Genomic DNA, 12,438 nt, shown 5'->3' with positions numbered 1-12,438 from the left:
AAGATGGAGCTGAAGCTTCCCGAACTGGGCGATAACGTGAGTACGGCCACCGTGGTGGGGGTGCTGGTGAAGGAGGGGGACCGGGTGGCTCCCGGCCAACCCCTTTTGGAGCTGGAAACCGACAAGGCGGTGATGGAGGTCCCTGCCGAGGCGGGCGGGGTGGTGAAGCGGGTTCTGGTGAAGGTGGGGGATGAGGTGCGTCCCGGGCAACCCTTCCTGGAGCTGGAGGCTGGGGGGGCGGAGGTTCCTTCGCCCCAGGAGGTGCCCCCCCCACCCAGGGAGGAGAAGGTCCAGGCAGCACCTCCTTCAAAAGCCTCTAGCCCTTCACCAGCCTTAGCAGGGCAGGAGGAAGGCCGGCTCATCCCCGCTGCTCCCTCGGTGCGGCGCCTGGCCCGGGAGCTCGGGGTAGACATCCGCCAGGTGAGGGGTACAGGCCTTGCGGGGCGCATCACGGCCGAGGATGTGAGGCGGGCTGCGGGCCAGGTTCCCCCTTCCCTGCCGGCGGAGGCCATAAGCCCTCTCCCGACCCCCAAGCTCCCCGATTTCAGCCGCTGGGGTCCGGTGCGCACCGAGCCCATGAGCGGGGTGCGCAAGGCCACCCTAAGGGCCATGGCCCAGGCCTGGGCCCAGGTGCCCATGGTCACCCACTTTGACGAGGCGGACATCACCGAGCTGGAGGGTTTAAGAAAGCGCTACGCTAAGCGGGCGGAGGAAAGGGGTTTTCGGCTTACCCTCACCGCCTTCCTCCTCAAGGCCCTGGCCCTAACCCTGAAGGCCTTCCCCAAGTTCAACGCCTCCATCGATGCGGAAAAGGGAGAGACCATCTACAAGGATTACGTGCACATCGGGGTGGCGGTGGACACCCCCCATGGCCTCCTGGTGCCGGTGATCCGGAATGTGGACCAAAAAGGGGTTCTGCGCCTGGCCAAGGAGCTTCAGGAAGTTTCCGAACGGGCCCGGGAGCGGAAGCTCACCCCGGAGGAGATGCAGGGAGGCACCTTCAGCCTCTCCAACCTGGGGGGGATTGGCGGCACGGGATTCACCCCCATCGTGAACTGGCCGGAGGTGGCCATTTTAGGGGTTTCCCGTTCCCAGATGAAGCCGGTGTGGGATCCGGAGAAGGAAGCCTTCCAGCCCCGGCTCATCATGCCTTACAGCCTCACCTACGACCACCGGCTTATAGACGGGGCTGAGGCAGCCCGCTTCTGCCGCCATCTGGCCCAGCTTCTGGAGGATCCTTTAGGTCTGGCCTTGGAATAGGGGGTGCCCGGCCCCGGGTTCTCGTGTAGTATGGGAAAGTATGCGCGTCATCGTGGTGGGAACCCGGGGCAGCGCCTTGGCCCTGGCCCAGACCCGCTTTGTGGTGGAGCGTCTTAAGGAAAGCTGGCCCGAGGCGGAGTTCAAGGTAAAGACCATCAAGACCCGGGGGGACCAGGGGGCGAGCCCTATGGAGCAGGCCATCTTTGTCAAGGAGCTGCAGGAGGCGCTTCTTTCCCGGGAAATCGACATCGCCGTGCACTCCCTGAAGGACCTCCCCACGGAGGAACCCCCGGGGCTTAGGATCGCTGCCATCCCCCGCAGGCAGGACCCCCGGGACGCCTTCTTGGGCAAGGTGTACAAGCGCCTCGAGGACCTCCCTGAAGGCGCTGTGGTGGGAACGAGCTCCATAAGGCGCAAGGCCCAGCTTCTGGCCCACCGCCCGGACCTGGTGGTGAAGGACCTGAGGGGCAACGTGGACACCCGGCTGGCTGCCTTGGGGAATGGGGAGTATGACGGGATCATCCTGGCGGTGGCGGGGCTCATCCGGCTGGATCTGCGCAACCGCATCGACCAGTTCCTGGAACCCGAGGTGATGCTCCCTGCCCCTGGCCAGGGGGCCTTGGCCCTGGAGGTGCGCCAGGGGGACGACCTGGCGGAGGAGCTCTGCTACGCCCTTCACCACCACCCTTCCCACGACCGGGTGCGGGCGGAGCGGGCCTTTTTGAAGGGCCTTGGGGCTGGGTGCCTAGCCCCGGTGGGGGCCTTGGCCCAGGTGGCGGAGGACGGCACCCTCCTCCTCGAGGGGATGGTCCTCACCCCCGACGGCAAGAGCTTCATCCGGGCGGAGATCGAAGGCGACGCCTCCGAGGCCGAGGAGCTGGGGTTGGAGCTGGCCCAGGACGTGTTGGAGCAGGGAGGGCGGGAGATTCTTGCCCAAAGCCGATAGGTTTGCTGGAGTTTTCCCCCGGCCTAGAGTATAGTGGGGTAGATGGCGCTTAAGCGCTTGACCCGCCAGCGTAAGGCTGTTTTGGAGGTGGTGAAGAGGGCCCACAACCACCCCGACGCCGCCTGGATCTACCAGGAGGTGCGCAAGGTGGTGCCCAAGGTGAGCCTGGGGACCATCTACCGTACCCTCGAGGCCCTGGTGGAGGAGGGTTACCTCATCCCCATCACCAAGGCGGGGGAGGCCACCCGCTACGACGCCAACCTCCACCCCCACCTGCACCTGGTCTGCCAGGGGTGCGGGGCCATCGTGGACCTGGAGGTGGATCTTCCCGACCTCCTCACCCCCGTCCAGGAGGCTTACCCCCAGCTGGGGGTAAGGGAGGTGGAGGTCACCTATAAGGGCCTTTGCCCCACCTGCAAGGCAGCCCTTAAGGGCTAGGTCGGCCCGGAGGGCCATCTGATGGAGCCCTTGGCCTGGCTTTACGCCCGGCAGGGCCGGGTGAAGCCGGGGCTGGAGCGAATCCTGGCTCTCCTTACCCGCCTGGGGAATCCCCAGGAGGCTTACCCTGTGGCCCTCGTTGGCGGAACCAACGGTAAGGGGACCGTGGCCCGGGCCCTGGCGGCCATCCTGGAGGAGGCGGGCTTGAGGGTGGGGCTTTACACCAGCCCCCACCTGGTGGACTTCCGGGAGCGCGTGGCCATCCAGGGCCAGCCCATAGGCCAGGAGGTGGTTCTTTCCCTTCTGGAGGAGATCCGTCCCCAGGCTGAAGCTTTGGAGGCCACCTTCTTTGAGGTGGCCACCGCCCTCGCCCTTCTCCACTTTGCCCGGGAGGGAGTGGAGTTTGCGGTCCTCGAGGTGGGCCTGGGGGGGCGCTTTGACGCCACCAACGTGGCCGAGCCCCTTCTTTCCGTGGTCACCAATATCGGCCACGACCATTTGGAGATTCTAGGCCCCACCCTGAGGGATGTGGCCCGGGAGAAGGCGGGAATCTTCCGCCAGGGGGTGCCGGCCCTCACCGCCGCCAGGGGGGAGGGGCTAGAGGAGCTTCGGGAGCGGGCCCGGGCTATGGGCACCCCCCTTTGGGTTTTGGGGGAGGAGTTTTCCCTTCTCGGGGTGGAGGCTTTGGGGGAGGGCCTGGCCTTCCGCCTGCGGATCCGGGGGGAGGAGAGAACCTTCCGCACGCGGCTTCTCGGCCCCCACCAGGCGGAAAACCTGGCCTTGGCGGCGGTATCGGGAAAGCTCCTTGGGGCGGGTTGGGAGGCGGTGGAAAAGGGCCTCCTTCGGGCGGAGAACCCGGGGCGGCTGGAGCGCCTTCCTTGGCCTGGGGGAAAGGAGCTTCTTTTGGATGGGGCCCACAACCCGGAAGGAGCCTGGGCCTTGCGGCAAGCCCTTCGCTTCCACGGGCTTCTGCCTGCCGCCTTGGTCCTGGGCTTCAGCCGGGAGAAGGACCACCGGGCCATGGCCGAGGCCCTTAAGGGGTTGGGGCCGGTGGTCCTCACCCGCTACGCCTCTCCCAGAAGCCAGGACCCCAGGGCCCTCCTCCCCCTCTTCCCGGGGGCCCTGGTGGAGGAAGAACCCTTAAAGGCCGTGGAAAGGGCCTTCACCCTGGAGAACCGGGTGGTGGTGGCGGGAAGCCTCTACCTGGTGGGGGAGGTGAAGCGGGCCCTTTTGGGGCTTCCCCCGGAGGAAAGGTGGCAGTAAACACCACCGGGCGAAGCCGGGGTGGTATCAGTCCAGGGCCTCCCGCAGGATGCGGGCGGCTTCCTGTAGCGTTTCCATGGGTTGCACCAGGGCGATCCGCACGTGTCCCCTTCCCCCAGGGCCGAACCCCCTCCCCGGGGCCACGGCCACGCCCCGCTCCACCAGGCTTAGGGTGAACTCCAGGTCATCCATCCCCTGGGGAAGCTTCCCCCAGAGGTACATGGTGGCCTTGGGGGAAAGGAGGTCCAGGGCCCCTTTAAGAGCTTCCGCCATTCCCAGGGCCCGCTTTTGGTAGACCTGGGCGAAGCCCCGGGTCACCTCCCTAGGGGTCTTGAGGGCGGCGATCCCCATGCGCAGGATGCCCGCATACTGGTCCCCCTTGACCCTTTCCAGCCGGGCTATGGCCTCCTCGTTGCCCAAGGCGAAGCCCAGGCGGAAGCCCGCCAGGTTGTAGCTCTTGGAGAGGCTGAAAAGCTCCACCACCCGTTCCTTGGCCCCGGGAAGGGCCAGGGGGGAGGGGGCCTCCCCCTGGTAGACCTGGTCCACATAGGGGTTGTCGTGGATGAGCCACAGGCCGTGTTTCCTGGCGAGGCTCAGGGCCTCCTCAAAGTAGCCCCAGTCCGCCAGGGCCCCCGTGGGGTTGTTGGGGTAGTTGAGGAGGAGGACCTTGGCTTCCTTCCAGATGCTTTCCGGCACCCGGGAGAGATCCGCCAGGCCGTCTTCCCGCAAGGGGATGAGGTGGGTCCTTAGGGAGGCCACCCGGGCAGCGCCGAAGTAGCTGGGGTAGGCCACCTCGGGCAGGAGGAGGAGGTCTTGGGGCTCAGTGAGGGCCAGAAGGAGGTGGGCCAGGCCCTCCTGGCTGCCGATCAAGGCCAGGGCTTCCCGCCTGGGGTCCAGGCGTACCCCATAGCGGCCTTGGTACCAGCGGGAGGCTTCCTCCAAAAAGGGAAGGGTGCAGCTTTTCAGGCAGTAGCCGTAAGTGCTGGGGTCAGAAAGGGCTTCCCGCAGGGCCTGAAGGGGCTCGGAAGGGGGCAGGAGGTCGGTGGAGCCGATGGAGAGGTCGATGAGGCGGATCCCCTTCTCCCGGGCCTTTCTCTTGGCCTCATCCACCACCAGGAAGACCGAGGCTTCAGGAACCCTACTCATGGTGCCCCTCCCGCCAGGCCTTGCCGGTGATGAGGCTTAGGGCGTGGGGCAACACGGGAAGCACCGCCTCGAGGGATTCCCGGGCTCCCTTGGGGCTTCCTGGCAGGTTCAGGATGAGGCTTTTTCCCCTTACCCCCGCGAGGCCCCGGGAAAGGGCGGCCATGGGGGTTTTCTCCAGGCCCTTAAGGCGCATGAGCTCGGCAAGGCCCGGCACCTCCTTGTCCAGTAGCTCCCGGGTGGCCTCGGGGGTCTTGTCCCGGGGGGCCAGGCCCGTGCCCCCATTGGTGAGGATGAGGTCCAGGCCCTCCCGGTCGGCCCAGAGCCGGATGACCTTCTTGATCAGGGGAGGCTCGTCGGGGATGATCTCGTAGGCCGCCACCTCGAAGGGCCCTTCCTTTAGGGCCTCGCGGATGGCCAGGTGGGTGGTGTCCTCCCGTTCCCCCCTCGAGCCCTTATCGGATACGGTCAGGATGCCCACGCGGAACATTTGTCAAGAGCTTACCCCGTGGAAGACCCTTTGCAAAAGGGTGCGCAAGCGGCGGAAGGCTTCGGCCTCGAGGGGGGTGGCGCTTCCCCGGTGGGGGAGGTGGAGGAGGGAAAGAAGCTCCTTCAGGGTTTCCACAAACCCCAGCATAATGAGCCTATGTGGTCCTTTCCCCAGAACCTCGAGGGCCGGTATGTCCGCCTGGAGCCCCTAACCCTCTCCCACCTTCCGGGCTTCCAAGCCCAGTTCGACCCCGAGGTCTACCGCCACATGAGCCATAGGGTAAGGGGGCCGGAGGACCTAAGGGCTCACCTCGAGGCCCTTCTTTCCGAGCCTGGCCGGGTTAACTGGGCCGTTTTCCTGGGAGGGGAGCTGGCCGGGCGGACCTCCGTCATCACCCCGGATCCGCAAAACCGCAAGCTGGAGATCGGTACCCTCATCTTCAAACCCTTCTGGGGAAGCCCCGCCAACAAGGAGGCCAAGTACCTCCTCCTGCGCCACGCCTTCGAGGTGCTCCTCGCCGAAAGGGTGCAGTTTAAGGTGGACCCCTTGAACCTGCGAAGCCAAAGAGCCTTAGAGTCCTTGGGGGCGGTGCGGGAAGGGGTCTTGCGGCGGAACCGCCTTCTCTCGGATGGCCGTTTCCGCGACGACGTGGTCTACAGCATCCTGCGGGAAGAGTGGCCTCGTGTGAAGGCCCGGCTGGAGGAGAAACTGTATGGAGCTTTCCCAGGAAATACGGGAGGGGCTTAGCCTCCTGGTACTCCTCCTCACCTACCTGGGCCTGGCCCTGGGAGGACTTCCCGGCTACCGCATGAACCGGGCGGGGGTGGCCCTGGTGGGGGCGAGCTTTCTGGTGCTCCTCGGGGTCTTGGACCTCCGGGAGGCCTGGCAGGCCCTGGACGCCCAAACCCTCACCTTCCTCTTCGGCATCATGGTCCTGAACGCCCATCTGGGCTATGCGGGCTTCTTTGGCCTTGCGGTGGAGAGGCTTTTGGGTCTGGCCAGGACTCCCTTGGCCCTTCTCCTCCTTCTTACCTTTGGAAGCGGGTTCCTTTCCGCCCTTTTTCTGAACGACACCATGGCCCTTCTCCTTACCCCCTTGGTCCTCTCCCTAACCTGGAGCCTGGGCCTGAACCCCGTGCCCTACCTCCTTGCCCTCATGGCGGCGGTGAACACGGGAAGCCTCATGACCCCCACGGGGAACCCCCAGAACATCGTGGTGGCGAGCCTATCCGGCATCTCCTACCTGGGGTTTGTTTCGGCCCTCTGGCCCGTGGCCCTGCTGGGCCTGGGGCTCCAGGTGGTTCTCCTGGCCCTCCTCTACCCCGAGGTACGCTCCTTAAAGCTCCTTCCCCCCATCCCCCCCTTGCGCTACCGGCTCCACCGCCCCCTTCTGGCCAAGGGGCTTTGGGTGGCCTTTGGGCTTTTCCTGGCCTTCCTCCTGGGCTACCCCATGGCTCAGGGAGCCTTAGTGGCCGCAGGAATCCTCCTTTTCACCCGCCGTCTACGCTCCGAGCGCTACTTCTTGCAGGTGGACTGGGAGCTACTGGTGATGTTCGCCGCCCTCTTCATGGTCACCGAGGGGGTACGAAGGCTGGGCCTGGCGGAGTTTCTTGTGCCCTTGGCCACCACGCCTTTAGGGCTTCTTCTGGCCGCCACCCTCCTTTCCCTTCTCATCTCCAATGTGCCTGCGGTGTTGCTCCTGGCGCCCCTGGTGCAGGAGCCCAGGGACTGGCTTCTTCTGGCTGGGGGAAGCACCTTGGCGGGGAACCTGACCCTCTTGGCCAGCGTGGCCAACCTCATCGTGGCCGAGGGAGCAGGAAGGGAGGGGGTGAGGATAGGATTCATGGAGCACCTTCGGCTGGGGCTACCCCTTACCCTCTTGACCCTGGGCCTGCTCTACGCGCTACTTTAGCCGGGCCTCGAGCCAGCCTCCAATGGCCAGCACCCGGCCATCCTCCGCGTAGGGCCCCACCACCTGGAGCCCCACGGGCATCCCCTCCACCCGGGCGAAGGGGAGGGTGAGGGTGGGCACCCCGAGGAGGCTGAAGGACAGGGTAAGGGTGATGAAGGCCTCCCGGTGGCTCTTCTTCCCCGACTCCAACTCCACCTCCTCCGTGCCCAAGGGGGGGGCAGGAAGGGGCTGGGCGGGGAGGAGGAGGGCGTCCACCCCCCTTAAGGCCTTCACCAACTGGAGGCGCAGGGCCTCCCTTTCCGCCACCGCATCCCGGTAATCCTTCTCCGTGAGGGAAAGCCCGGCCATAAGGGCCTCCCGCACCTGGGGAGAGAAGCCTTCTGGATGTTCCCTTAAGGCTTTTTCGTGGATGCGGGCGGCCTCGTAGCGCACCAGCCGGGTGTAGACCTCATAGACCCCGGGTAGGGGTAAGGATACCTCCCTTACCTCAGCCCTCAAGGAGGGGAGTTCCTCTAGAAGCCTCTGGAAAGCCCTGCGCACCTCCACCCCCAGACGGCCCTCCAGGAAGTCCAGGGGTACGCCGAAGGTGGGGTTTTGCGGGCCCTCGAGGGGGATGCTTTCCCCGGCCAGGATCTCCGTGAGGAAGTGGGCGTCCCGCACCGTCTTGGCGATGGGCCCCGCATGATCGGTGGAGCGGGAGAGGGGCAAGGCGCCCTCCAGGCTTACCCGGCCGTAGGAGGGCTTGAAGCCCACCACCCCGTTGAAGGCGGCAGGGATGCGGATGGACCCTCCCGTGTCCGAGCCCAGGGAGGCGAGGCCGATCCCCAGGGCCACGGCCACGGCGCTTCCGCTGCTGCTTCCCCCGGCTTGGCGGCTTGCGTCCAAGGCGTTGCGCACCGGGCCCGTCCAAGGGTTTTCCCCGGTGATGCCCAGGGCCACCTCGTGCATGTTGGTTTTGGCGAAGATGAGGGCTCCGGCTTCCCTCAGGCGCCTTACTGCCTGGGCCTCCTCGGGAAGGGGAGGGAGGGGGGCCCGGGTTCCTGCCCGGGTGGGCATGCCCTTGACCGGGAAGAGGTCCTTTACCGTGAGGGGGATGCCGTGTAGGGGTCCGCGGATGTACCCCTGCCTTAGCTCCTCCGTAAGCCGCTGGGCTTCCTCCTTGGCTCCCTCCTCGTCCAGGTAGGCCAAGGCGTTGCGGTCCTGGAAGGCCCGGGCCCTTTCCAGGGCTTCCTCCAAAAGGGCCAAGGGAGTGGTTTCGCCCCTTTCCAGGAGGGCTTTAGCCGTCAAGAGGTCCATGCTCCATTATAGGGGCCTTCTCCTGAGCCTCTGGTAAGGGTTTTTGCCCCGGCCAGGTGTAGCGCACCACCTCCCGGCCCTCGAGGGCCAAGGCGATGAGCCTTTCCGTATCCAAACGGCTTTCCGTTTCCAAGGCCACGGAAAGCTGGGCCCGGGTCACGGGGTGCTTGGGGGCGAAAAGGGTGCAGCACTCCTCGTCGGGGAGGATGGAGATGGCGTAGGTGCCGATGCGCTCCGCCTCCGCCTTGATCTCCACCTTGTCAAAGCCGATCAAGGGCCGGAAGACGGGAAGGGTGGCCGCCTGGTTGACCACATGGAGGTTCTCCAGGGTCTGCGAGGCCACCTGGCCCAGGCTGTCCCCGGTGGCCAAGGCCAGGGCCCCTTCCTCCTTGGCGATGGCCTCGGCGATGCGGAGCATGTAGCGGCGGTAGAGGACCACCCGGTAGGCCTTGGGGGCCTCGAGGATGATCTGCCGCTGCACCTCGCTGAAGGGAACCAGGTGGAGGGTGATGCGGTGTTGGAAGCGGGCCAGGCGTTCGGCGATGGCCTTGGCCTTTTCCCGGCTCTGGCCCGAGAGAAGGGGGAAGGGGTGGAAGTGCACTAAGACCACCTCCGCTCCCCGGCGCATGAGGCGGTAGACGGCCACGGGGGAGTCAATCCCCCCGGAAAGGAGGGCCACCACCTTTCCGGAAACCCCGGGGGGAAGCCCTCCCGGTCCCGGGTGGCGCTCCACCTCCAGGAGGGCGGCTTGGGGCAGGATGCGCACCACGAACTCCCTTTCCGCTCCCTTGAGCTGCACCCTGGCTCCCGTCTTCTCCTTCACGAAGGCCCCAAGGAGGCGCTCTATCTCCGGGGAGGTGAGGGGAAAGGCCTTATCGGAGCGCTTGGCGGTGATGCGGAAGCTTCCGAAGCGTTCCCTCGCAAGGGTTTCCTCCAGGGCGGCCTCGAGGGCCTTTAGATCCGGGGGAGTGCGCAGGACCCGGGCAAAGCCCTCCACCCCCAGGGTGTCCTTCAGGCGTTCCTTGGCCTCGGGCCAGGCTTCCTGGGGCAGGCGGAAGAGGAGGGCCATGGGCCACTCCGCCTCCAACCGGGCCGCCGTGCCCTTAAGGGCCTCCCTTACATGGGCCTTGGCCTTCCTCAGGAAAAAGGGGCGGTTTTCCCCTTTCAGGGCCAGCTCGTGGAACAGGTTGACCAGAACCAGGGTTTCCATGGTCACGGGCAGAGACCTTTCACCGCCAGGTAAAGGCGGCTGCATAAGGAGCCTTGCCGGGCGGCTTCCCTAAGCTCCTCGGGCCGGCCAAAGCGGTAGGCCCGGTAGTAGGTCTTGCCGGGCTTGGGCTCGGGAAGCTCAGGCCTGGCGAGAAGCCTGGCCTCCACCACCCAAAGCTCCAGGGTGTACGCGGTCCGCTCCTCCACCCCGAAGGCCACGGGCCGGAGGACCTCCACCCCGGCCCCCAGCTTTTCCTCGCCTACCCTCATGGCCCCTTCCTCCACGCTTTCCCCTTCCTCTAAGCTCACCGCCGGCAGGCCCCAGGCCCCGGCGAACTCGGGGTCCTCCTCGGGCCGCTTCACCAAGAGAAGCCCTTCCTCGCTCCAGGCGGCCAGGGCCACCGCGCGCTTAAGGGGCTTGGCCGTCTGCACCCAACCAGCCTAGCAAAACCCTAGCCCAGGCGCAAATCAGGCCAGGCGGAGGGGTTCCACCTCCACCGGGGTACTGTGGAAGGTGCTTCCGCCCCCTAAGTCGGTGAGGGTTTCCGCGGTGAGGTGGTTGATGCCCTTGCCATCGGGGGCCCACTTTTCCCACCAGGTGCCCTCGAGGACCACCGTCCCCGGCATGGGGGCCTCCGTCACCTTGGCCTTGCGCACCACCCTGCCTTGGGGGGAGTGGATGTAGACCAGCATGCCCTCGGTGATCCCCCGCTCCTCGGCGTCCTTGGGGTGGATGAGAAGCCTGGGCTCGCCTCCTTCCGCCTCCACCAGGGCCTGGACGTTCCCGTAGGTGGTGTTCAGGAAGCGGTGGGCCGGGGGGGTGAGGAGGATCAAGGGGTAGCCGGGGAGGGTTTGGGTGGGGATGACCTCAGGGGGTGGGCTAAAGCGTACGGGGCCGTTTCTGAAGGGCAGGAAGGGCTTGGGGAGGTTGAGCTTCACAAACCCCTCCTCCTTAAGCCTCTTCAGGTTGATGCCCGCAAGGTAGGGGTGGTCCACATCCAGGAGGCTTTCTGCCACCTCCTCCGCGGTCCAGTAGAGGGTGGGTTCCTTTAGGCCAAGCCTCCTGGCCAGTTCCCGGAAGACCCAGGTGTTGGGCCTGGCCTCCCCTTCGGGCTCGGTTAGGGGCTCGTTCCAGGAGAGGTAGTAGTGGCCATAGCTGGTGTAGAGGTCGGGGTGCTCGTAAAAGAAGGTGGCGGGAAGGAGGTAGTCGGCGTAAAGGGCGGTTTCCGTGAAGACCTGCTCCAGCACCACGGTGAAGAGGTCCTCCCGCAAGAGCCCCTCCTTAACCCCAGCCGTGTTGGGGGCCACCACCAGGGGGTTGGAGTTGAAGACGAAAAGGGCCCGGATGGGGGGGTCGAGCCGGGTAAGGGCGCTGGCCAGCTGGTTCATGTTCACCCGTCGCACCTGGGGGTTGGGCCGGAAGTAGCCCTCATGGGGGTGTTTTCCTTCCAGGAGGTGCCTTCCCCCAAGGAAACGCTTGTTTAGGGCAAAGGCGCCGCTGGTGGAAAGAAGCGCCCCGCACCCCGGGTAGCGCCAGGCTCCCAGGAGGGCGGGGAGGAGGATCACCGCCCTTAAGGCATTCCCCCCACCGGGGTGCCGGGTCATCCCGTAGCCCACCCGGAGGAAGACCCGTTTGGCTTCCCCGAGTTCCCGGGCCAGCCGCTCCATGGCTTCCTTGGGCACCCCGGTGAGGGCCTCGGCCCTTTCTGGGGGCCACTTCCGGGCCTCCTCCTGGAAGGCTTCCAACCCCGTGGCGGCCTCCTTGAGGTATTCCCAGTCCACTAGGTTTTCCCGGAAGAGCACGTGGGCCAGGGCGTAGGCCAAGGCGGCGTCGGTGCCCGGGCGGAGCTTAATGTGCCAGTCGGCAAAGCGGCTGGTATGGTTCTCGTAGGGGTCGATGTGGACCACCTTGGCCCCCCGCCTTCTCGCCTCCTTGAGAAAGGGAGTGAGGTGGCTGTTGGTGGAGAGGCTGTTGATGCCCCAAAGGAGGATGTAGCGGGCCTCGGGCACCTCCTCGGGGTCCGGACCCAGCTTCACCCCGTAGGTCATCTCCCAGGCGGCGCTTCCCGCGGTGGCGCAGATGGTTTCCTCTAGCTCGCTGGCCCCGATGGCCCGGAAGAAGGCCAGGGGATGTTGGTTTTCAATAAGGCCCATGGTGCCCGCGTAGTGGTAGGGGAGGACGGCCTCCCCCCCGTGGGTGTCCAGGATGGTCCTTAGCCTTTCCGCGATCCCCCCCAGGGCCTCCTCCCAGGAAACCCGTTCAAATCGGCCTTCGCCCTTCCTGCCCACCCGGCGCATGGGGTAAAGGAGGCGCTCCCTTACCCTTTCCGGGTAGCGGTAGGTTTTGGCGCAGGCATAGCCTCGGGTGACGGGGTGGCGGGGGTCGCCCTCCACCCGGGTAAGCCTTCCTTCCTCCAGGGTGAGGAGGAGGCTACAGGCATCCGGGCAGTCCAGGGGGCAGGTGGCGCGGGCCTTCATGCC

Annotated in this window: 12 protein-coding genes and 1 pseudogene; 6 read left to right on the top strand and 7 right to left on the bottom strand. The window is 66.2% G+C overall.

The features are described 5' to 3' along the window. Positions 1-3 precede the first annotated feature (3 nt). From MI302_RS11535 to MI302_RS11520, 4 genes are read left to right on the top strand one after another with little or no spacing between them, the layout of a single operon-like run. On the top strand, positions 4-1,260 hold the full coding sequence (locus MI302_RS11535) for a 2-oxo acid dehydrogenase subunit E2 (RefSeq protein WP_239725851.1): 1,257 nt from the start codon (positions 4-6) through the stop codon (positions 1,258-1,260). A gap of 40 nt (positions 1,261-1,300) precedes the next feature. Next, a complete protein-coding gene (hemC, locus tag MI302_RS11530; protein ID WP_239725850.1) occupies positions 1,301-2,206 on the top strand; it encodes a hydroxymethylbilane synthase in 906 nt (301 codons plus the stop codon). Between the two features lie 42 nt (positions 2,207-2,248). Next, positions 2,249-2,644, top strand: a complete 396-nt coding sequence (gene perR, locus MI302_RS11525; protein WP_038031806.1) for a manganese-dependent transcriptional regulator PerR — start codon at positions 2,249-2,251, stop codon at positions 2,642-2,644. 21 nt (positions 2,645-2,665) lie between these two features. After that, the gene (locus MI302_RS11520; protein ID WP_239725849.1) at positions 2,666-3,907 is read left to right on the top strand and encodes a folylpolyglutamate synthase/dihydrofolate synthase family protein; all 1,242 of its coding nucleotides are present in this window, start codon (positions 2,666-2,668) and stop codon (positions 3,905-3,907) included. Positions 3,908-3,934: 27 nt separating this feature from the next. On the opposite strand, the gene MI302_RS11515 is transcribed toward MI302_RS11520, so the two are convergent. From MI302_RS11515 to MI302_RS11505, 3 genes and pseudogenes are all read right to left on the bottom strand, one after another. Further along, positions 3,935-5,053 carry an aminotransferase class I/II-fold pyridoxal phosphate-dependent enzyme gene (locus MI302_RS11515; protein WP_239725848.1) on the bottom strand — a complete coding sequence of 373 codons (1,119 nt, stop codon included), beginning with the start codon at positions 5,051-5,053 and terminating at the stop codon, positions 3,935-3,937. After that, positions 5,046-5,540: a MogA/MoaB family molybdenum cofactor biosynthesis protein gene (locus MI302_RS11510; protein WP_239725847.1), complete on the bottom strand. Its 495-nt coding sequence runs from the start codon at positions 5,538-5,540 to the stop codon at positions 5,046-5,048. The genes MI302_RS11515 and MI302_RS11510 overlap by 8 nt, the downstream gene beginning before the upstream one ends. A gap of 30 nt (positions 5,541-5,570) precedes the next feature. Further along, a pseudogene (locus tag MI302_RS11505) lies at positions 5,571-5,687 on the bottom strand (aminopeptidase); the annotation flags it as partial. 9 nt (positions 5,688-5,696) lie between these two features. On the opposite strand from MI302_RS11505, the gene MI302_RS11500 reads away from it, so the two are divergent. Together MI302_RS11500 and MI302_RS11495 are read left to right on the top strand one after the other, a co-directional pair. After that, positions 5,697-6,287: a GNAT family N-acetyltransferase gene (locus MI302_RS11500; RefSeq protein WP_038031820.1), complete on the top strand. Its 591-nt coding sequence runs from the start codon at positions 5,697-5,699 to the stop codon at positions 6,285-6,287. Beyond that, complete coding sequence (locus tag MI302_RS11495) at positions 6,253-7,452, top strand: SLC13 family permease (RefSeq protein WP_239725846.1); 1,200 nt, start codon at positions 6,253-6,255, stop codon at positions 7,450-7,452. Before MI302_RS11500 ends, MI302_RS11495 begins: the two co-directional genes overlap by 35 nt. Here MI302_RS11495 and MI302_RS11490 read toward each other — a convergent pair. From MI302_RS11490 to MI302_RS11475, 4 genes are read right to left on the bottom strand one after another with little or no spacing between them, the layout of a single operon-like run. Beyond that, positions 7,444-8,748 (bottom strand): amidase, encoded by a 1,305-nt coding sequence (locus tag MI302_RS11490; protein ID WP_239725845.1) that lies wholly within the window; start codon positions 8,746-8,748, stop codon positions 7,444-7,446. The genes MI302_RS11495 and MI302_RS11490 overlap by 9 nt on opposite strands. Then, the gene (gene thiI / locus MI302_RS11485) at positions 8,729-9,958 is read right to left on the bottom strand and encodes a tRNA uracil 4-sulfurtransferase ThiI (protein ID WP_239726531.1); all 1,230 of its coding nucleotides are present in this window, start codon (positions 9,956-9,958) and stop codon (positions 8,729-8,731) included. Before thiI ends, MI302_RS11490 begins: the two co-directional genes overlap by 20 nt. 2 nt (positions 9,959-9,960) lie before the next feature. Then, positions 9,961-10,389 carry an NUDIX hydrolase gene (locus MI302_RS11480; RefSeq protein WP_126164696.1) on the bottom strand — a complete coding sequence of 143 codons (429 nt, stop codon included), beginning with the start codon at positions 10,387-10,389 and terminating at the stop codon, positions 9,961-9,963. Between the two features lie 36 nt (positions 10,390-10,425). Next, entirely contained in the window at positions 10,426-12,435 is a 2,010-nt protein-coding gene (locus MI302_RS11475) for a molybdopterin oxidoreductase family protein (RefSeq protein ID WP_239725844.1), read from the bottom strand. Positions 12,436-12,438: the final 3 nt, after the last annotated feature.

The sequence above is a fragment of the Thermus sp. NEB1569 genome (assembly GCF_022385295.1).
In the GTDB taxonomy this organism is placed as follows: Bacteria; Deinococcota; Deinococci; order Deinococcales; family Thermaceae; genus Thermus; species Thermus scotoductus.
Note: the sequence above shows the minus strand (reverse complement) of the source record. Positions and strands in the feature narration are given on the sequence as shown.